Annotated in this window: 15 protein-coding genes and 1 tRNA gene; 2 read left to right on the top strand and 14 right to left on the bottom strand. The window is 62.5% G+C overall.

What is annotated here, in order from left to right:
- Window positions 1-58: 58 nt before the first annotated feature.
- The 5 genes from fusA to rpoB form a co-directional block, all read right to left on the bottom strand.
- Window positions 59-2173, bottom strand: a complete 2115-nt coding sequence (gene fusA, locus ACP4XC_RS18195) for an elongation factor G (RefSeq protein WP_427172096.1) — start codon at window positions 2171-2173, stop codon at window positions 59-61.
- 69 nt (window positions 2174-2242) lie between these two features.
- Window positions 2243-2713 (bottom strand): 30S ribosomal protein S7, encoded by a 471-nt coding sequence (gene rpsG, locus ACP4XC_RS18200; RefSeq protein WP_026531948.1) that lies wholly within the window; start codon window positions 2711-2713, stop codon window positions 2243-2245.
- 1 nt (window position 2714) lies between these two features.
- The gene (rpsL, locus tag ACP4XC_RS18205; RefSeq protein WP_011692814.1) at window positions 2715-3089 is read right to left on the bottom strand and encodes a 30S ribosomal protein S12; all 375 of its coding nucleotides are present in this window, start codon (window positions 3087-3089) and stop codon (window positions 2715-2717) included.
- Between the two features lie 466 nt (window positions 3090-3555).
- On the bottom strand, window positions 3556-7455 hold the full coding sequence (locus ACP4XC_RS18210) for a DNA-directed RNA polymerase subunit beta' (RefSeq protein WP_427172099.1): 3900 nt from the start codon (window positions 7453-7455) through the stop codon (window positions 3556-3558).
- A gap of 117 nt (window positions 7456-7572) precedes the next feature.
- Window positions 7573-11088, bottom strand: coding sequence for a DNA-directed RNA polymerase subunit beta (rpoB, locus tag ACP4XC_RS18215; protein WP_427172101.1), 3516 nt, complete (start codon window positions 11086-11088; stop codon window positions 7573-7575).
- A 494-nt stretch (window positions 11089-11582) separates the two neighbouring features.
- Between rpoB and ACP4XC_RS18220 the strand changes: the two genes are divergently transcribed.
- Window positions 11583-12782 carry an acetyl-CoA C-acetyltransferase gene (locus ACP4XC_RS18220; protein ID WP_427172103.1) on the top strand — a complete coding sequence of 400 codons (1200 nt, stop codon included), beginning with the start codon at window positions 11583-11585 and terminating at the stop codon, window positions 12780-12782.
- A 3-nt stretch (window positions 12783-12785) separates the two neighbouring features.
- Entirely contained in the window at window positions 12786-13292 is a 507-nt protein-coding gene (locus ACP4XC_RS18225; protein WP_427172105.1) for an aminoacyl-tRNA deacylase, read from the top strand.
- A gap of 53 nt (window positions 13293-13345) precedes the next feature.
- Here the strand turns inward: ACP4XC_RS18225 and ACP4XC_RS18230 are convergent, their stop codons facing one another.
- The 9 genes from ACP4XC_RS18230 to ACP4XC_RS18270 all read right to left on the bottom strand — a co-directional run bounded on the left by ACP4XC_RS18230 (window position 13346) and on the right by ACP4XC_RS18270 (window position 20961).
- Entirely contained in the window at window positions 13346-15160 is a 1815-nt protein-coding gene (locus ACP4XC_RS18230; protein ID WP_427172107.1) for a bifunctional metallophosphatase/5'-nucleotidase, read from the bottom strand.
- Between the two features lie 223 nt (window positions 15161-15383).
- A complete protein-coding gene (gene rplL / locus ACP4XC_RS18235; RefSeq protein ID WP_104172021.1) occupies window positions 15384-15761 on the bottom strand; it encodes a 50S ribosomal protein L7/L12 in 378 nt (125 codons plus the stop codon).
- Window positions 15762-15842: 81 nt separating this feature from the next.
- Window positions 15843-16433 (bottom strand): 50S ribosomal protein L10, encoded by a 591-nt coding sequence (gene rplJ / locus ACP4XC_RS18240; RefSeq protein WP_427172109.1) that lies wholly within the window; start codon window positions 16431-16433, stop codon window positions 15843-15845.
- A gap of 313 nt (window positions 16434-16746) precedes the next feature.
- Window positions 16747-17859 (bottom strand): GNAT family N-acetyltransferase, encoded by a 1113-nt coding sequence (locus tag ACP4XC_RS18245; RefSeq protein ID WP_427172111.1) that lies wholly within the window; start codon window positions 17857-17859, stop codon window positions 16747-16749.
- A gap of 246 nt (window positions 17860-18105) precedes the next feature.
- Window positions 18106-18813: a 50S ribosomal protein L1 gene (gene rplA / locus ACP4XC_RS18250; RefSeq protein WP_024365991.1), complete on the bottom strand. Its 708-nt coding sequence runs from the start codon at window positions 18811-18813 to the stop codon at window positions 18106-18108.
- Window positions 18814-19009: 196 nt separating this feature from the next.
- Complete coding sequence (rplK, locus tag ACP4XC_RS18255; RefSeq protein WP_024365990.1) at window positions 19010-19441, bottom strand: 50S ribosomal protein L11; 432 nt, start codon at window positions 19439-19441, stop codon at window positions 19010-19012.
- A gap of 130 nt (window positions 19442-19571) precedes the next feature.
- Window positions 19572-20408: a transcription termination/antitermination protein NusG gene (gene nusG / locus ACP4XC_RS18260; protein WP_427172114.1), complete on the bottom strand. Its 837-nt coding sequence runs from the start codon at window positions 20406-20408 to the stop codon at window positions 19572-19574.
- A gap of 115 nt (window positions 20409-20523) precedes the next feature.
- A complete protein-coding gene (secE, locus tag ACP4XC_RS18265) occupies window positions 20524-20808 on the bottom strand; it encodes a preprotein translocase subunit SecE (protein WP_427172116.1) in 285 nt (94 codons plus the stop codon).
- A gap of 80 nt (window positions 20809-20888) precedes the next feature.
- Window positions 20889-20961 (bottom strand) — tRNA-Trp (locus ACP4XC_RS18270).
- Between the last annotated feature and the right edge of the window lie 157 nt (window positions 20962-21118).

Genomic DNA, 21118 nt, shown 5'->3' on the forward strand with positions numbered 1-21118 from the left:
AGGCGGACTTCCGTAGAGGAAGCACACCCGAGTTTGTCGCTGTGAAAGTCCCTGGGGACTATTCGCCGCGGTTCTTCTGGATGATCTCGTCGGCAACTGCCTTCGGGACCTCGGCGTAGCTGTTGAATGTCATGGAGTACACAGCGCGGCCCTGGGTCTTCGAGCGCAGGTCACCGATGTAGCCGAACATGCCGGACAGCGGAACGTGCGCACGGATGACCTTGACGCCCTGTGCATCTTCCATGGACTGCATCTGGCCACGGCGTGAGTTGAGGTCACCGATAACTTCACCCATGTATTCCTCAGGGGTGCGGACCTCGACATCCATCAGCGGTTCGAGCAGGACGGGGTTCGCCTTGCGTGCGGCTTCCTTGAAAGCCATACGCCCGGCGATCTTGAACGCCATTTCCGAGGAGTCAACATCGTGGTAAGCGCCGTCGATCAGCGTCGCCTTGATGCCCACCACCGGGTAGCCGGCCAGGACGCCGTCGTTCAGTGCGTCCTGGATGCCGGCGTCGACGGACGGGATGTATTCGCGCGGAATTCGGCCACCAGTGACCTTGTTCTCGAACTCGTACATCTCGCCTTCGGACGTGTCCAGCGGTGCGATCGCAATCTGGATCTTTGCGAACTGGCCGGAACCACCGGTCTGCTTCTTGTGCGTGTAGTCGTGACGCTCCACAGCACGCTTGATGGTTTCGCGGTATGCGACCTGCGGCTTGCCAACGTTCGCCTCGACCTTGAATTCGCGGCGCATGCGGTCCACCAGGATGTCCAGGTGGAGCTCGCCCATGCCGGCGATAATGGTCTGGCCGGTGTCTTCGTTGAGGGAGACCTGGAAGGTCGGGTCCTCAGCGGAAAGCTTCTGGATGGCCGTGGAGAGCTTCTCCTGGTCACCCTTGGTGTTCGGCTCGATCGCAACCGAGATCACGGGCTCCGGGAAGCTCATGGACTCGAGGACGATCTGGTTGGCGGGATCGCACAGGGTGTCGCCCGTGGTGGTGTCCTTCAGCCCGATCGCTGCGTAGATGTGGCCAGCGGTGGCGCCGTCAACGGGCATTTCCTTGTTGGCGTGCATCTGGAACAGCTTGCCGATGCGCTCCTTCTTGCCCTTGGTGGAGTTGACCACCTGGGAACCTGCTTCCACGTGACCGGAGTACACGCGGATGAAGGTGAGCTGACCGAAGAACGGGTGCGCGGCAATCTTGAATGCCAGTGCGGAGAACGGCTCGTCGGCTGAAGGCTTACGGGTCAGTTCCTTCTCTTCGTCGCGGGGATCGTGACCGATCATCGGCGGGACGTCGAGCGGGTTCGGCAGGTAGTCGACAACAGCATCGAGCATCGGCTGAACGCCACGGTTCTTGAATGCAGAACCGCAGAACACCGGGTAGAGCTCGGAGTTGATCGTCATCTTGCGGATGCCGGCCTTGAGTTCGTCGGTGGTGATTTCTTCACCCTCGAGGTACTTCTCCATGAGCTCCTCGGAGGACTCCGCAACGGTCTCAACGAGCGTTGCGCGGTACTCCTCGGCCTTTTCCTTGAGGTCAGCCGGGATCTCCTGGATCTCGTACTTGGCACCCATGGTGACATCACCCTTGGAGTCGCCGGGCCAGACCAGTGCACGCATGTACAGCAGGTCGACGACGCCGACAAAGTCGTTCTCGGCGCCGATGGGCAGCTGCATAACGAGCGGCTTGGCTCCGAGGCGGCTGATGATGGTGTCAACGGTGAAGTAGAAGTCAGCGCCCAGCTTGTCCATCTTGTTGACAAAGCAGATACGCGGAACGTTGTACTTGTCAGCCTGGCGCCAAACAGTCTCGGACTGCGGCTCCACGCCTTCCTTGCCATCGAACACGGCAACAGCACCGTCGAGGACGCGCAGGGAGCGCTCAACCTCGACCGTGAAGTCAACGTGGCCGGGGGTGTCGATGATGTTGATCTGGTTGTTTTCCCAGAAGCAGGTCACGGCGGCAGACGTGATGGTGATGCCGCGTTCCTTTTCCTGTTCCATCCAGTCGGTGGTCGACGCGCCGTCGTGCGTTTCGCCGATCTTGTGGTTCACACCTGTGTAGAACAGAATGCGCTCGGTGGTGGTGGTCTTGCCGGCATCAATGTGGGCCATGATGCCGATATTGCGGACCTTACTAAGGTCGGTAAGCACGTCCTGTGCCACGGTGTCTCCCTTTCGGATGGACTGCACGTTCGCCGCCGGCTCTGTAGAGCCGGCGGCGTCCGGGAAGTATTACCAGCGGTAGTGTGCGAAGGCCTTGTTGGACTCGGCCATCTTGTGGGTGTCTTCGCGACGCTTCACAGCGGCACCCAGGCCGTTGGACGCATCCAGAATTTCGTTCTGGAGGCGCTCGGTCATCGTCTTCTCGCGGCGGGCCTTGGAGTAGCCGACCAGCCAGCGCAGGGCGAGTGCCGTGGAGCGGCCCGGCTTGACTTCAACCGGGACCTGGTAGGTTGCGCCACCAACGCGGCGTGAGCGGACCTCGAGGGAAGGCTTGACGTTGTCCATGGCCTTCTTGAGGGCTGCAACGGGGTCGCCGCCGGACTTGGCGCGAGCGCCTTCGAGTGCACCGTAGACGATGCGCTCTGCGGTGGACTTCTTGCCGTCGACGAGCACCTTGTTGATCAGCTGGGTGACCAGCGGGGAGCCGTATACGGGATCTAGAACTAGCGGCCGCTTCGGGGCCGGACCCTTACGAGGCATATTACTTCTTCTCCATCTTTGCGCCGTAGCGGCTGCGGGCCTGCTTACGGTTCTTCACACCCTGGGTATCGAGGGCGCCACGGACGATCTTGTAGCGGACACCCGGGAGGTCCTTCACACGACCACCACGGACGAGCACAATCGAGTGCTCCTGGAGGTTGTGGCCCACACCGGGGATGTAGGCGGTGACTTCCACGCCACCGTTAAGGCGCACACGTGCAACCTTACGCAGAGCCGAGTTCGGCTTCTTTGGGGTGGTGGTGTAGACGCGGGTGCAAACACCGCGGCGCATCGGGCTGCCGTTAAGCGCGGGAGCCTTGGTCTTTTTGACCTTAGGCGTGCGGCCCTTACGGACCAGCTGGTTAATCGTAGGCACTCTCGTGTTCTCCGTTTTATCCGGAGCGGCCGCTGACAGCCGCTCGCTTGTTGCTTTGCCCCGCCGCCCGAGCTTTGAAGAAGTCTCCAGAGCAGCTTAGGCGAAGCCTTAATAGTCGGATCGCACACCCGGAGACGCCGACTTGCATCTGCGTTGGCCCCTAGGCATGCAAAAATGTGGCATACGTTGCACAAGAACCCTGCAAACCGGAAACGTCGCTCTGGCTCAGCTTTACAGCTGCCACCGGCGCTCTCATCCTCTGCCACAATAACAATTGGTACCCAGTCTAACACGGACGGCCGCCAGTCCTTAATCGGACCCCCGCTGCCCAAGTAGCTCGCAGTTAATGTCGTTATGGACGCCCATAACGACATTAACTGCGAGCCAGTTGGGCCAACAGGAAGGGCCCCGCCTCCGCTCCGCTGATAACGCGGAGTGGTGACGGGGCCCGACGCCGAGCTAACGGTTAGCGGAAGTCGCTGCCGAGGTCGTAGTCATCCAGCGGGATGGCGTGGAACTCCGGAGCTCCGTCGCCGCCCAGTGAGTCGTAGGAGAAGTCACTGAATGCGCTGGGGCCGGTGAACAGATTGGCCTTTGCTTCCTCAGTGGGCTCCACCGTGACCTCGGTGTAGCGCGGGAGACCCGTGCCTGCCGGGATGAGCTTACCGATGATGACGTTTTCCTTGAGGCCGAGCAGGGGGTCGCTCTTGCCTTCCATGGCCGCCTGCGTCAGGACGCGGGTGGTTTCCTGGAAGGAAGCTGCGGACAGCCAGGACTCGGTTGCCAGGGACGCCTTGGTGATGCCCATGAGCTCAGGACGGCCGGAAGCCGGCGTCTTGCCCTCGGACACAACGCGGCGGTTGGCGTCCTCGAAGCGGCTGCGTTCGGCCAGCTCACCGGGGAGCAGATCGGACTCGCCGGATTCGATAACCGTGACGCGGCGCAGCATCTGGCGGACGATAACCTCGACGTGCTTGTCGTGGATACCAATGCCCTGGCTGCGGTACACGCCCTGGACCTCATCCACCAGGAACTTCTGCGCGGCACGGGGACCCATGATGCGCAGAACCTGCTTGGGGTCGACCGGACCGTTGATGAGCTTCTGGCCCACCGTGACGTGCTGGCCGTCCTCAATCAGGAGACGTGAGCGGCGCAGGACCGGGTAAGCGATCTCTTCGCTGCCGTCATCCGGAGTGATGACCAGGCGCATCTGGCGCTCGGACTCTTCGATGGTGATGCGGCCGGCTGCTTCAGCAATCGGTGCGACACCCTTCGGAGTACGGGCTTCGAAGAGCTCCTGGATACGGGGCAGACCCTGGGTGATGTCATCGCCACCGCTGGCCGAAACAGCACCACCGGTGTGGAAGGTACGCATGGTCAGCTGGGTACCGGGCTCACCGATGGACTGTGCGGCGATGATGCCCACGGCCTCACCAATGTCCACGGTCTTACCCGTGGCAAGCGAACGGCCGTAGCACAGGGCGCAGGTGCCGACGCTGGACTCACAGGTGAGCACGGAGCGGACCTTGACCTCGGTGATGCCGGCCGCGAACAGCTCGGCGATGACAACGTCGCCGCAGTCAGTTCCCGCCGGTGCCAGGACCTTGCCCTTGGAGTCAACGACATCCACGGCCAGGGTACGGGCGTACGCGCTGTTCTCGACGTTCTCGTCCAGCACCAGCTCGCCGTTGGCGTCAGCCACGGCAATCGGGGTGACGAGGCCGCGTTCGGTACCGCAGTCCTCTTCGCGAACGATGACGTCCTGCGAGACGTCCACCAGACGACGGGTCAGGTAACCCGAGTTGGCGGTACGCAGCGCGGTGTCGGCCAGACCCTTACGTGCACCGTGCGTGGCGATGAAGTACTCCAGCACCGACAGGCCCTCGCGGTAGGAGGACTTGATGGGACGCGGGATGATCTCACCCTTAGGGTTGGCCACCAGGCCACGGATACCCGCGATCTGACGGACCTGCATCCAGTTACCACGTGCACCGGAGGACACCATGCGGTTGATGGTGTTCATCGGGGACAGGCTGTCACGCATCGCCTGGGCGATTTCGTTGGTCGCCTTGTTCCAGATCTCGATCAGTTCCTGGCGACGCTCGTCGTCGTCGATCAGGCCCTTGTCGTACTGGCCCTGGATCTTGGCGGCCATGGTCTCGTAACCGGCCAGGATCTGCGGCTTGTCCTTGGGCACCTCGATGTCGGAGATGGCCACGGTGACGCCTGAGCGTGTAGCCCAGTAGAAACCGGCGTCCTTCAGGTTGTCCAGCGTTGCGGCAGTGACCACCTTCGGGTAGCGCTCAGCGAGGTCGTTGACGATCCGGGACAGTTCGCCCTTGTCGGCCACGGCCTCAACCCACGGGTAGTCCTCGGGCAGGGTCTGGTTGAAGATGACCTGACCCAGGGAGGTCTGGACGAGCGCGGGCTGACCCGGCTCCCAGCCTTCCGGAGCTTCCCAGCCCGCGTAAGGGACGAAGCCCTCGAGGCGGATCTTGACCTGGGAGTTCAGGTGCAGCTCGTGGAGGTCGAACGCCATGATGGCTTCCGGCACGGAGGAGAACACGCGGCCCTCGCCAGCTGAACCGACACGCTTGGTGGTCAGGTGGTAGAGGCCGATGATCATATCCTGCGAAGGAAGCGTCACCGGGCGGCCGTCAGACGGCTTCAGGATGTTGTTCGAGGAGAGCATCAGGATGCGTGCCTCGGCCTGGGCTTCGGGGCTCAGCGGCAGGTGAACTGCCATCTGGTCGCCGTCGAAGTCGGCGTTGAAGGCGCCACAAACCAGCGGGTGAAGCTGGATTGCCTTACCTTCAACAAGCTGGGGCTCGAACGCCTGGATGCCGAGGCGGTGCAGGGTGGGTGCACGGTTCAGCAGTACCGGGTGCTCGGTGATGATCTCTTCGAGAACGTCCCAGACCTGCGGACGGTAACGCTCCACCATGCGCTTTGCGGACTTGATGTTCTGCGCGTGGTTGAGGTCAACCAGTCGCTTCATCACGAACGGCTTGAAGAGCTCCAGGGCCATCTGCTTGGGCAGACCACACTGGTGCAGCTTCAGCTGCGGGCCGACGACGATGACCGAACGGCCGGAGTAGTCAACGCGCTTACCCAGAAGGTTCTGGCGGAAACGGCCCTGCTTGCCCTTGAGCATGTCGCTCAGGGACTTCAGCGGACGGTTGCCCGGTCCGGTGACCGGACGGCCACGGCGGCCGTTGTCGAAGAGGCTGTCAACGGCTTCCTGAAGCATGCGCTTCTCGTTGTTGACGATGATCTCCGGGGCACCCAAATCAAGCAGTCGCTTGAGGCGGTTGTTGCGGTTGATCACGCGGCGGTAGAGGTCGTTGAGGTCGGAGGTCGCGAAGCGGCCACCGTCCAGCTGGACCATGGGGCGCAGTTCCGGCGGGATCACCGGGACGGCGTCCAGAACCATGCCGAGCGGGCTGTTGTTGGTGGTCAGGAACGCATTGACCACCTTCAGGCGCTTGAGGGCACGGGTCTTGCGCTGGCCCTTGCCGTTGGCAATGATGTCGCGCAGCAGGTCCGACTCGGCCTGCATGTCGAAGCTCTCAAGACGCTTCTTGATGGCCTCGGCACCCATCGAGCCTTCGAAGTACATGCCGTAGCGGTCACGCAGTTCGCGGTAAAGGCCCTCGTCACCTTCGAGGTCTGCGACCTTCAGGTTCTTGAAGCGGTCCCAGACCTGCTCCAGGCGCTCGATCTCAGCATCCGCACGCTTGCGCACGTTTGCCATCTGACGGTCCGCGGAGTCACGGGCCTTCTTCTTGTCGGCGGCCTTGGCGCCTTCGCCTTCGAGACGGGCAAGCTCGTTCTCAAGGTCGCGGGCGATCGTGGCGATGTCGGAGTCGCGGTTGTCAACCAGCTGCTTCTTCTCGATGTCGTGCTCAACCTGCAGGTTGGGCAGTTCCTCGTGACGGCTGTCGGCGTCGACGCTCGTGATCATGTAGGCAGCGAAGTAGATGACCTTTTCGAGGTCCTTCGGTGCCAGGTCAAGGAGGTAGCCCAGACGGGAGGGAACACCCTTGAAGTACCAGATGTGGGTGACGGGCGCGGCCAGTTCGATGTGGCCCATGCGCTCACGACGCACCTTGGCACGGGTGACCTCAACGCCACACCGCTCGCAGATGATGCCCTTGAAGCGCACGCGCTTGTACTTACCGCAGTAGCACTCCCAGTCGCGGGACGGTCCGAAGATCTTCTCGCAGAAGAGGCCGTCCTTCTCAGGCTTGAGCGTGCGGTAGTTGATGGTTTCCGGCTTCTTAACCTCGCCGTAAGACCAGCCACGGATGTCTTCCGCGGTGGCGAGGCCGATCTGCATGAGGCCGAAGGAGGATTCGCTGGACATATGGTCCCTGTTCTCTCTTGTTCTCTAAATTCTGAAGTCTTGGGTTACGGGAAGAGGGAGGGGCGTACCGGGAAAGACAGCGCGGGTGGGGCGCTGCTTTTCCCGGTACCCCGCCTGCTAAACCTCTTCTACGGAACTGGGCTCTGCACGAGACAGATCGATGCCCAGTTCTTCCGCAGCCGTGAAGACTGCGTCATCAGAGTCACGCATTTCAATTGTGGTTCCGTCCGTGGAAAGAACTTCCACGTTCAGGCACAGCGACTGCATTTCCTTGATCAACACCTTGAAGGACTCAGGAACGCCCGGTTCCGGGATGTTCTCGCCCTTGACGATGGCTTCGTAGACCTTCACACGGCCATGGATGTCATCCGACTTGATGGTGAGGAGTTCCTGGAGCGTGTAGGCGGCGCCGTAAGCTTCGAGCGCCCACACTTCCATCTCACCGAAGCGCTGGCCACCGAACTGTGCCTTACCACCCAGCGGCTGCTGCGTGATCATGGAGTACGGGCCGGTGGAGCGTGCGTGGATCTTGTCGTCCACCAGGTGGTGGAGCTTCAGGATGTACATGTAGCCGACCGAGATCGGATCCGGGAACGGCTCGCCGGAGCGGCCGTCAAACAAGCGCGTCTTGCCCGAGGAGTTGATCAGGCGGTCGCCGTCGCGGGTTACGTTGGTGGAGTCGAGCAGGCCCGTGATTTCCTCTTCACGAGCACCGTCGAAGACCGGCGTTGCAACAGTGGTCTGGCCACTTTCGCGCGGCAGGTTCGGCAGCTGCTTCATCCACTCGGGCTCGCCTTCGATCTTCCAACCTGTCTTGGCCACCCAGCCGAGGTGCGTTTCGAGCACCTGGCCGACGTTCATACGGCCCGGAACACCCAGCGGGTTCAGGACGATATCAACGGGGGTGCCGTCGGCAAGGAAGGGCATGTCCTCGATCGGGAGGATCTTGGAAATAACACCCTTGTTGCCGTGACGGCCGGCGAGCTTGTCGCCGTCGGTGATCTTGCGCTTGGCGGCCACGTAGACGCGGACCAACTGGTTAACGCCCGGGGGCAGCTCGTCGTCGTTGTCGCGGTCAAAGACGCGGACACCGATCACGGTGCCGGACTCGCCGTGCGGAACCTTCAGGGAGGTGTCGCGCACTTCGCGGGACTTCTCACCGAAGATGGCGCGCAGCAGGCGCTCCTCCGGGGTCAGCTCGGTTTCACCCTTCGGGGTGACCTTACCGACCAGGATGTCGCCGGCTTCAACCTCGGCACCGATGTGGATGATGCCTCGCTCGTCCAGGCCCGCCAGGACTTCCTCGGACACGTTGGGGATGTCACGGGTGATTTCCTCGGCACCAAGCTTGGTGTCGCGGGCATCGATCTCGTGCTCCTCGATGTGGATGGAGGAAAGGACATCCTCGGCAACAATGCGCTGCGAGAGGATGATGGCGTCCTCGAAGTTGTGGCCTTCCCATGACATGAATGCCACGAGCAGGTTCTTACCGAGGGCGAGCTCGCCCTGGTCCGTAGCCGGGCCGTCAGCGATGATGCCGCCAACTTCCAGGCGCTGGCCTTCGTTCACCAGGACACGGTGGTTGTAGCAGTTGCCCTGGTTGGAGCGGGCGAACTTGTTGATGCGGTAGTTGGTTTCCGTACCGTCGTCGTTGAGCATGATGACGAGCTCAGCGGACACCTCGGTGACCACACCGGCCTTCTTCGCGATGACAACGTCACCGGCGTCGACTGCAGCGGCGCGCTCCATGCCGGTACCGACAAACGGCGCCTCGGAACGAACCAGCGGCACAGCCTGGCGCTGCATGTTGGCACCCATGAGGGCGCGGTTTGCATCGTCATGCTCAAGGAACGGAATCAGGGCCGTAGCCACGGAAACCATCTGGCGCGGGGAAACGTCCATGAACTCGACCTCGGCGGCGGGAACCAGCACGGGCTCGCCTCCACCACCACGGGCGCGGACCAGGACGGTCTCTTCAGCGAACTTCTTGTTCTCGTCCAGCGGAGCGTTGGCCTGGGCGATCAGGACCTCCGCTTCGTCGTCGGCCGTCAGGTACTGGACCTCATCGGAAACGACGCCCTCGGACACGAGGCGGTAAGGCGTCTCGATGAAGCCGAAGGGGTTGATGCGGCCGTAGGACGCCAGCGAACCGATCAGACCAATGTTGGGGCCTTCAGGAGTTTCGATGGGGCACATACGTCCGTAGTGGGACGGGTGAACGTCCCGGACTTCCATGCCTGCACGGTCACGGGACAGACCACCCGGGCCAAGCGCGGAAAGGCGGCGCTTGTGGGTCAGACCCGAGAGCGGGTTGTTCTGGTCCATGAACTGGGACAGCTGGGAGGTTCCGAAGAACTCCTTGATGGCTGCCACAACCGGGCGGATGTTGATCAGCGTCTGCGGCGTGATGGCTTCGACGTCCTGCGTGGTCATACGCTCGCGGACGACGCGCTCCATACGGGACAGGCCGGTGCGGACCTGGTTCTCGATGAGCTCGCCCACGGCGCGGATGCGGCGGTTGCCGAAGTGGTCGATGTCATCGATCTCAACGCGCAGCTCGTGGTCCTGGCCGTCGCGCTTGCCCATGAGGGTCTTCTCGCCGGCGTGGAGGGCAACCAGGAACTTGATCATTGCAACGATGTCTTCAACGTGCAGGACCGAAGCTTCCTTGTCGCCAAGGGAGCGGTCGATGCCAAGCTTGCGGTTGATCTTGTAACGGCCGACCTTGGCCAGATCGTAGCGCTTGGAGTTGAAGTACAGGTTGTCCAGCAGGGACTGGGCAGCCTCGACGGTGGGCGGCTCGCCCGGTCGCAGCTTCCGGTAGATGTCCAGCAAGGCGTCTTCGCGGGTTTCGGTGGCGTCCTTCTCCAGCGTTGCGCGCATAGAGTCGTACTGGCCGAACTCTTCGAGGATCTGGCCTTCGGTCCAGCCGAGGGCCTTCAGCAGCACCGTGACGGACTGCTTGCGCTTACGGTCAAGGCGAACGCCGACCTGGTCGCGCTTGTCGATCTCGAGCTCGAACCAGGCACCGCGGGACGGGATGATCTTGGCAGTGAAGATATCCTTGTCGCTGGTCTTGTCGGCGGTGCGCTCGAAGTAGGCGCCCGGGGAACGGACCAGCTGGGAGACAACGACACGCTCGGTGCCGTTGACGACGAAGGTGCCCTTCTCGGTCATCAGCGGGAAGTCACCCATGAACACGGTCTGCTGCTTGATTTCGCCCGTGTTGTTGTTCATGAACTCGGCCTTAACGTACAGCGGAGCCGAGTACGTTGCGTCCCGGTCCTTGCACTCGGCCATGGTGTATTTGGGATCAGCGAACTCCGGGTCGGAGAAGCTCAGGGACATGGTGCCCTGGAAATCCTCGATCGGGGAGATCTCTTCGAAGATGTCAGACAGACCGGAGCTAGTGGCGACGCTGAGGTCGCCTTCTTCGACGGCCTTCGCAACGCGTGCCTGCCAGCGTTCGTTTCCGACCAGCCAGTCGAAGCTGTCCGTTTGCAGGGCAAGCAGATTCGGAACATCAAGAGGTTCGTGAATCTTTGCGAATGAGAGCCGGCGAGTGGCACCATCGGTGCTGTCGGCATTGATAGCGGTAGCGTTGTTTACATTAGAGGTGCTCGAGGCGACCAAGAGGGATCCTTCCACAGACCTTCAGGCGTTTTCAGATCTCCCCCGTTGCAAGCCCTGCAGAATGACTCCGCAGCGCTACCAGTCCGGTTCCGCTATATGACCCGGAACCTAGGCTGTCCATGCTGATGCGCGTTGTTGACGGCACGTTAATGGATCAGCTGCTAGGCAAAGCCCACCGCTATATGAAGGCTGAAGGTAAACAGGGAAGACGCAAATATCTACGATACGGCAAAGTCGCCTACGTGTCTACCCCACTTCTCAGCTTATTGCAAGCACCAATTCAGGAAGCCCCAAGGAGCCCGTGGCTGGACCCCAAACTCGCCTACGGCGCCAACGGAGGCCCGGCGTGACGCCGGCGCAACGGAGGCCCGGCGACGCGGGTACGGCGACGCGGGCCGCTTCAGGAATGGCCGGCCCCGGATCAGCGTTGAATGGATACGTGATTCGGCCCACGATAGCCTAGGCCTACGTCTTGAGAGATCGGAAGAGAAACCATGAGCAACTCCGCAGACAACAATGACGTTGTCATCCTCGCCGCGGCGCGGACCCCGCAGGGCCGCCTGAACGGCCAGCTGACCAGCTTCACGGCCGTGGAACTCGGGGCACACGCCATCAAGGCCGCCCTCGCTGCGAGCGGGCTGACGGCCGGCAGGGTCGATGCCGTGATCATGGGACAGGTCCTGCAGGCCGGGGCCGGGCAGAATCCGGCCCGCCAGAGCGCCATCGGCGCCGGGATCGGCTGGAACGTGCCCACCGTTACCATCAACAAAGTCTGCCTCTCCGGGCTCACTGCGGTCATCGACGCCGCCCGGATGATCCGCAGCGGAGACGCCACCGTCGTCGTCGCCGGCGGCCAGGAATCCATGAGCCGGGCCCCGCATATCCTTCCCGGTTCCCGCCAGGGGTGGGCCTACGGTACAGTTCAAGCCCTCGATGTGGCCGCCCACGACGGGCTGACCGACGCCTTCGACGGGCAGTCGATGGGACTTTCCACCGAGAGCAAGAACCTGGTTCTCGGCATCGACCGGAAGTCCCAGGACGAGATCGCGGCACAGTCGCACCAGCGCGCCGCACGGGCCGCCAAGGACGGCGTGTTCGACGGCGAGATCGCCCCCATCAGTGTCAAGCAGCGCAAGGGCGATCCGATCGTCCTTGGCTCGGACGAGGGCATCCGGCCGGACACCACCGTTGAGTCGCTGGCCGGGCTGCGCGCGGCGTTTGTCACCGATGGAACCATCACCGCGGGCAACTCCTCGCCGCTGTCCGACGGCGCGGCCGCCCTGGTGCTCACGTCACGGAAATACGCCGAAGACAACGGGCTGGAGTACCTCGCCGTTGTCGGCAAGGCCGGCCAGGTTGCCGGACCGGATAATTCGCTGCACTCCCAGCCGTCCAACGCCATCAAGGGTGCGCTGGACAGGGCCGGATGGACCACCGCGGACCTCGACTTCATCGAGATCAATGAAGCCTTCGGCTCCGTGGCCGTCCAGTCGCTCAAGGACCTCAAATACCCGCTGGAGAAGTGCAACATCCACGGCGGCGCCATCGCCCTGGGCCACCCCATCGGGGCCTCGGGTGCCCGGCTGGCCCTGCACGCAGCCCACGAACTGAAGCGCCGTGGCGCCGGGAAGGCCGCAGTCTCGCTGTGCGGCGGCGGCGGCCAGGGCGAAGCGCTGCTCCTCTACAGGGACTGAACAGTGGATGAAAGCACCGACGCCGGGACCGGGCCCGGCGCCAGCGCCGGCTCGGAGCGTTTCCTTGCCGACGCCGCCTCCCGTGGCCTGCGGGTCCAACTCGTCGAACGCCGGGTGGCCGACAGTCTCGAAGATGCCGCCCGGAGCCTGGGCATCCCGCCGTCCGACATCGTGAAGTCGCTCGTGGTCAAGCACAAGGACGGCAGCTTTCTGTTCGCCCTGGTTCCGGGTGACCGGCAAATTTCATGGCCCAAGCTCCGCAGCCTGATCGGGGTCAATAGACTCTCGCTGCCCCCGGCCGACGTGGCGTTCGAAGCCACCGGCTACGAACGGGGCACTATCACGCCCCTGGGCAGCACCACCGCGTGGCCGGTCTACGCGGACCGGACCATCGCGGGGCGCCGGATCTCCATGGGTGCCGGGCAGCACGGATACAGCGCGTTCGTGGACGCCGACGCCTTGACCGCTGCCCTGGACGCCGTGGTGGCGGACATCACCGAGCCGAATTAGCCCGCCAGTGTTAAAACAGCCCTCAAGGTGAATGCCGGGCCCAGCCGGGCTGGTCAGGGAGTTACGGTCAGCGCCTGACCGTTCACCACCAGACGCCAATTGCGCTGGCTGAACAGGGAAACGTCCAAGGTTCCGGTATCCACCACGTAGTCGATAATGCGCTGGCGGATTTCCTGCTGGCTGTTCGAAAGCACCGGGGCCGTTGTGACGGCCGGGAAATTTCCGCCACCGCTTTGCCGGTAGTTGTTGATGGCCAGGGCGAATTCCTGGTCCATCCGCAGCGGCCGGCCGCCATAGTCCAGGCCCACAATGCGCTCCCCCGTCGGCCGGGCAACGTCGATCTCATAGTCGAACGGTGCATCCAGGCCATAGATCACGTCGTAGTTGTAGTCGGGGGTGCCGTTCGGGGCGGTGTCCGTGACAGCGTTGGTAAGGTCCGCCGCCGCGACCGCAGTGCCGGTGACCGGCTTGAAATAACGGGCAGACCACTCCAGGTACTCCTTCACCTGCGCTCCCGTGACCTTGATCGACAGCAGCGTGTTGTCAAAGATGTAGAGACCGGCTAAATCGCGGATGGTCAACGGCCCGGCGCTGACGTCCACTGCCCGGGAAAATGCCGCGGCGATGGACAGGACCGGGAGTCCCGCATCCGGGCCGCCGGCCAGTTCCGACTTGATGGTGCGGGCCTGCACGAAATTGATTGCGTCGATTGCCGCGCAGTCCTCCCAGCAGGCTGTGGCCGTGCTCAGGGCAGCCGTGGACGTGCCGATGACCGTGTTGACGTACTTTATTGTGGCGTCGTGGCCCGCCTGAACGGCGTTGACGACGTCGGGGTCCGCCTCAGCCGTCTTCACGTCCAGCAGGTGGGAACGCGCGGAGGCGACGGTCCAGTGCCCCTGGTCCTTGGCAAGCTCCAGATTCATCACAGAGACCCGCATTCCCCACTTCAGAGGTTCGGTCAGCAGCACCTGCTTGCCGGTTACCTTATTTGTGACGAAACGTTCTGGAATCTCCACGTGGGCGTGGCCAACGAGGATCGCGTCAATGCCGGGAACGTCCTCGGCGAGTTGGGTGGAGGCATTCTCCGGGAACGGCAAGGCGTCACCGTACGAGGATCCAGATGTGGCGCCGGAATGGCTGGAAACAATCACCACCTCGGCTCCGTCGGCGCGCATCTGCGGGACCACCGTGCGGGCTTCCTCCACGATGCCGTTGAACTCAAGCTGGCCTTGGACGTTGTCCCGGTCCCAGAGCGCGCAGCCGGGCGTCACCAAGCCAACAATCCCCACGGTCACCCAGCCGTTTCCGGTGTTGACCCGCTTGAGGATATACGGGGTGAAGGCGCGCTGCCGGCTCCCGGCTGCACGGACGTTGGCGCCGAGGAGCGGGAAGTCCAGCTGCTTCTCCCACGTGCGCAGGAGCGGTACACCGTAGTTGAACTCATGATTCCCGAGGGCGACGGCGTCATAGCCCACCGCGTTCATGGCCAGTGCCATGGGGTGCTTCACTGAGTCCGAGGCCGGGCTGATTTTGGCGAAGTAGTAGGCCAGCGGAGTCCCTTGGATGGTGTCGCCGGCGTCGATGGTCAGCGTGTTCGCTGCGCCGCGTTCGGCGCGGATGGCCTTGATCAGGGTGGCTGCCTGAGCTATGCCCACGTTGTTTCCCCGGTAGTCCGCGTAGGGGGCGTTCTTGAAGTAATCCCAGTTGAAAACGTTATTGTGCAGATCGGTGGTGCCCAGGACGGTCAGCGTGAAACGTTCGATGCCCGCAGCCGACGGTGCCGCCTGGGCCTGCGCACCAAGCGGCAGCGAGGCTGCAGCGGCACCGCCACGCATGAGGGCGGCGGCAGGCATGGAACGGCGGCCCACGGTTGCCTTCCAATCTCTTATTGTGTGGACTCCCCAAATTAGGCGGCCGACCGGCACAAATCCACAGCCCAGGCCCACGCTTGTACCGTTCCAATGAAAATCCGGAAAGTGTTCTTGCGGCTGCGGATCCGCCAAGACGCAGAAAACCCCGCCCACCGGAGTGGACGGGGTTTTCAGGAAAAACTAGGCGGCCCGAATAACCCGGGATGCCCGGCCATTCGAGTTACTTGACGGTAACGCGGGCGCCGGCAGCTTCGAGCTGGTCCTTTGCCTTCTCTGCAGCTTCCTTGGTGACGCCTTCGAGGACGGCCTTCGGAGCGCTGTCGACAACGTCCTTGGCTTCCTTCAGGCCCAGGGAAGTGATGGCGCGAACTTCCTTGATCACTGCGATCTTCTTGTCGCCAGCTGCTTCGAGAACGACGTCGAATTCAGTCTGCTCTTCAGCTTCTTCTGCAGCTCCGCCACCGGCGGGGCCGGCGACAGCAACAGCGGCAGCGGTTACTTCGAAGGTCTCTTCGAAGAGCTTGACGAACTCGGAGAGCTCGATGATGGTCAGTTCCTTGAAAGCTTCAATGAGCTCTTCGTTGGTGAGCTTCGCCATGGTGTGGCGTCCTTCCTATAGTGGTGCTTGGCGGCCGGGGCCGTTGTCTTCACACCGGAGTCTGGTTTGAAAGAGAGTTAGTTAGTTCTCTTCGGTGGCTGCGGCTTCGGCCGGAGCTTCGGTCTCTGCTGCTTCTGCGGCGGGGGCTTCTTCAGCGGCGGGAGCTTCGGCAACTGCCGGCGCACCGCTCTCTTCTTCAAGCTTGAGTCGCAGGGCGTCAATGATGCGTGCAGCAGCGGCGGCAGGAGCCTTGAGGATCCCTGCAACCTTGGCGAGCTGCAGCTCGCGGGACTCGAGTGCTGCCAAGGCAGTCACTTCGCTGGCGTTCAGTGCCTTGCCCTCGAAGTAACCGGTCTTGATGACCAGCTGCTTGTTGGCCTTGGCAAAATCCGTCAGGCTCTTGGCAGCTGCAACTGCGTCACCCTTGATGAACGCGATTGCAGTAGGGCCGGCGAGCTGACCGTCGAATGCTTCGACACCAGCTTCCTTGGCTGCAATTGCGGTCAGGGTGTTCTTGACGACCGCGAACTTGGTGTCCTGGCCGAGAGAAACACGCAGCTGCTTGAGCTGTGCAACGGTGAGCCCACGGTATTCGGTCAGGACAGCGGCGTTCGATTCCTTGAAATCGTTAGTGATCTCAGCTACTGCTGAAACCTTGGTAGGCGTTGCCATAACCCTCCTTCCGGGGATAGTGCCGGTATTCGACGGTCCCCGCTCATGGTGAGCTAAAACTAAAAAACGCCCCGGGCAGATGCACGGGGCTTGGCTCAACGCAATGCAAGACTGCGGAGCTTTACTTCGTTCACCTGCGCTGGCCGCCCTATGTTCAGGGTCCTTCGTCTGGAAATCCACTGGCTCTCCCGCGCAGTACTGCAGTATTGAGCAACGCTCAGGAGAGTGGATTTCCAACAACCGACGGTCTTTGGTAGTTCAAGCTTACGGGCAAGGCAACCGGTACGCCAAATCGGGCCGGACACGGGGCCGCTCAGCTGGTGCTTGGTCCCAGATCGGGCAGTTCCTTCTGCCAGATTCCCGTGACGCCCGCCGTTGTGAATCCCAGCTGCTGGTTCACCTTCAGGAGGTAGCGGTTTTCTGGGGCGTTCCAGGTGTAGATGACACGGGCATCCGGGAACTGCTCCGTCAGTCGCTCCATATTGGCCACCTTGATGAGCAGGCCAAGCTTGTTCCCGCGGTGTTCCTGGAGCACCACCGTGTCATCCTGAAACACTACGTCCTGCCGCTGTGCCAACACGCTGATGGTGGTGAGCCCCACCAGCGTTCCGGTGGCGATATGCTCCACGGCGGTAACCACCGTCCGCCGGCCCTGCGCGATGGCGACCTCTTCAGCTTCCCTGAGCAGTCGGCCGTCGAACACCATGTCGGCTTCGGTCTTGGTGGGCGGGACCTCGTCCTCTCCGGCCCGGTTCTCTAAAGCGGCAACGGCTTCCAGCCATTGATCGGGACACCTGTCCGTCCAATGGTGCAGACGGTAACGTCCGTCGTTCGCCTGCTCCGCCTCATCCTCCAGTTCGGCAACCAGTTTGGTGTCCAGCGGAAGAAGGCAGGAGCTGAACTGCTCGATGTGCTGCAGCGTGTAGCCTGTCCGGCGGGCAAACTCCACCTCGCGGCTGCCCATCGGAACAAAACCCAGTCCGGATCCCGGGACCAGCTGCTCAGTTTCCGGGCTGCTGAGGGAGACGCCCGGATGGTTGGTGTCAATGAGGATCATGGTGCGCCCCTCGCCTCGGGCGAACTGCTCCGCGGCCTCCAGCAACTGCCGTCCCACGCCCTGGTGCTGGAACTCGGGCAGGATGTCGAGGGTGAACTCGGCCAGGTCAAGGGTGTCCACGAGGGGCAGCGCGATGTCCACCACACCCACGATCTCGCCGTCGACCTTCGCCACCAGCATCACTTGGCGCTCGTAGGGATCGGCCAGTTCCAACAGCTTCTCAAGCGGAGTGTAAGCGAGGTCATCACTCCCCCACGTCTGCATCCGCACCTTACGGCCCACCTCCACCGCGGCCAGGAAGTCGGCGCTGTCAGGCCCGTCAAGGGAATCGGGGATCCAGAGTTGTTCGATCCGTACTTCAGTTGCCATAGACGGCATCATTCCAGTCGTTTCTGCCACTTACCCTCGAAGCCGGCGGGCCTGAAGCCAAGCGAAATATTTATCGACAGCATATGTCGGATTACGCTGGCATTCCACGTCATGACCGACCCTGTGACCGACTCCGCGGCGGGCGGCCCTGTCACAGCGTGTACTGCCGTGCGCATGTGGCCCGGACGCCGAAAGACCGCCCCGCGTCAGCGGGGCGGTCTTTCATTCATGGAAGTCCAGGGAGGATTAGACCTCCGTCAGGACCTTGGTGACGTTGGGGTCAACCGAGATGCCCGGGCCAAACGTGGTGGCGACAGTGGCCTTCTGGATGTAGCGGCCCTTGGAAGCGGACGGCTTGAGGCGCAAAACCTCTTCCAGGGCGGCCGCGTAGTTCTCGGCCAGCTTCAGGGCGTCGAACGAAACCTTGCCGATGATGAAGTGCAGGTTCGAGTGCTTGTCGACGCGGAAGTCGATCTTGCCGCCCTTGATGTCGTTGACGGCCTTGGCCACGTCAGCGGTCACCGTTCCGGTCTTCGGGTTCGGCATCAGGTTACGCGGACCCAGAACCTTACCGAGGCGGCCAACCTTGCCCATGAGGTCAGGTGTGGCGACGGCGGCGTCGAAGTCGGTCCAGCCGGCGGCGATCTTTTCGATCAGGTCGTCGGAACCAACGAAGTCGGCGCCGGCTGCGATTGCTGCCTCAGCCTTGTCGCCCGTTGCGAATACCAGGACGCGGGCGGTCTTACCGGTGCCGTGGGGCAGGATAACGGTGCCGCGGACCATCTGGTCAGCCTTACGCGGGTCTACACCCAGGCGGAAAGCGACCTCAACGGTGGCGTCGAACTTGGACGGATTGGTGTCCTTGGCCAGCGTCACTGCCTCGAACGGCGCGTAGAACTTCTCCGCGTCGATCTTGGCTGCGGCTGCCTCATATGCTTTGCTGCGCTTTGCCATGCTGCTTATTTCTCCTTGTGCAGTTGTGGTCTGCGGACCGCGCTGGGCCCTGCCACAGTTGGATCTCCGACGGGTTTATCCGGTCCGGATGCCAACATTTCAATGTTTCAGTGGTGCCGGTTTCCCGGCGGTGCCGTCCGGCGTCGTGATCGGTTGCTTGCTGTCCGAATTCCCGAGCCGCATCAGCGATGGGGAATTAACCCTCGACGGTGATACCCATGGAGCGGGCGGTGCCGGCGATGATCTTCGCGGCGCCTTCGAGGCTCGTGGCGTTGAGGTCTTCCATCTTGGTGGTGGCGATCTCGTTAACCTGGGCCTGGGTCAGCTTTGCAACCTTGACGGTGTGCGGGGTGGGTGAACCCTTGGCAACGCCTGCAGCCTTTTTGATGAGCTCTGCAGCCGGCGGGGTCTTGGTGATGAACGTGAACGAGCGGTCCTCGTAGACCGTGATTTCAACAGGAATAACGTTGCCGCGCTGGGCTTCCGTCGCAGCGTTGTACGCCTTGCAGAATTCCATGATGTTGACACCGTGCTGGCCAAGCGCAGGACCGATCGGCGGGGCCGGGTTAGCGGCACCTGCCTGGATCTGCAGCTTGATGAGGCCGGTGACCTTCTTCTTGGGAGCCAATGTAGGGTCCTTCTCTCAAATATTTCCTGGGACACAGGAGCGTGCCTCAGGTTGGTGGCCGCCATGGCGAGGCGGCCGGCCGCCCCTGGCTGCTAAAGCGGGCAGCCCGGGGCGAATTCTGGGGGGAAAGCTAGATCTTGCTGACCTGGTTGAAGGCCAGCGTGACCGGGGTCTCGCGCTCGAAGATGGAGACCAGCACCACGAGGGTCTGGGAGTCCACCTTGATTTCGGAGATCGTGGCCGGAAGGGTCTCGAAGGGGCCCTCCTTGACGATGACGGACTCGCCGACCTCGAAGTCGACGTCGACCGGCGCGGCGGCGTGCTTGACGGGCTTGCCCTTCTCGGCCTGCTCTTCTTCGAAGACCGGGGCGAGCATGGAGAAGACCTCGTCGAGGCGCAGCGGGACCGGGTTGTGGGCGTTGCCCACGAAGCCGGTGACGCCGGGGGTGTGGCGGACGGCGCCCCAGGAAGCATCCGTCAAGTCCATGCGGACCAGGACATAGCCGGGGATGCGGACGCGGTTGATGACCTTGCGCTGAGCGTTCTTGATCTCAACGACTTCCTCCATGGGAACCTGGATTTCGAAGATGTAATCTTCCATGTCCAGGGTCTGGATGCGGGTCTCAAGGTTTGCCTTTACACGGTTTTCGTAACCCGCGTAGGAGTGGATGACGTACCAGTCACCTTCCTGGCGGCGCAGCTTGGCCTTGAATTCCTCAGCCGGATCAACCTCAGCCTTGGCGGCCGCGGCGGCCAGTGCGTCGGACGCCTCCTCGTCGGAGTCGCCTTCTTCTTCGGAGTCAGCGACCGTTTCGGCGTCGGCGTCGGCATCAGCGTCGGCGTCGGTGGATTCGGGCGCAGCAGACTCAACCTCGGACTCTTCCCCGGTTACCACCGCGGCGTCTGTTGCGTTGTCCGTGGACCTATCCAGCTCAGTCTCAGTTACCTCGAGCTCCTGCTCAGACACTTGGTCTCCTGCTTCCTCATTGCCTAACATGCCTATTTAAATGGCTCAATTCCGCACACCCCGCAGAACTTCCGGATTCCCGGAAGTTTCCACGCGGCCTGCGGACCGGTCCGCCTTAGCGGTCCGTGGGGCCCGTCCCACCAAAGACCCAGCTCACGCCGGTCCCGAAGGCCAGATCCAGGATGGTGACGATGATCATCATGATGACCACGAACACCAGCACCACGAGCGTGTAATTGATCAGTTCCTTGCGGGTTGGTGCAACGACCTTCTTCAGCTCGCCGATTACCTGGCGGACAAAGAGTGCGATGCGAGCGAAGAAGCCGGCCTTGGCGGCTTTCTTGGCGGGGCGGCCCTTGGAGCTGCTTGCAGCCGTTTCGGTCACCTGGTCCTCACTCATCCTCGCAAAGTCGGATACCCGGCTCTGAACTGAACCATGGTTGCTGCGCCGGCTCCGGCTAACCGCCGGAACCGCTTGCGCAGGGCAGACAGGACTCGAACCTGCAACCTGCGGTTTTGGAGACCGCTGCGCTACCAATTGCGCCACTACCCTATGGATCGAAAACCGACGCGGACCACTCACCAACATTCGAGGGGCGCACGCCATCATCGTGTTTTCGACACCGGAGAACCAGTCTACGCAACAACTGCGCCTACGTCGAACCAGCCTCGTTTTTTGGATGTCCATGACACTTCCTGCAGCTGTTACC

This window comes from Arthrobacter sp. 92 (assembly GCF_050260325.1).
GTDB lineage: Bacteria > Actinomycetota > Actinomycetes > Actinomycetales > Micrococcaceae > Arthrobacter.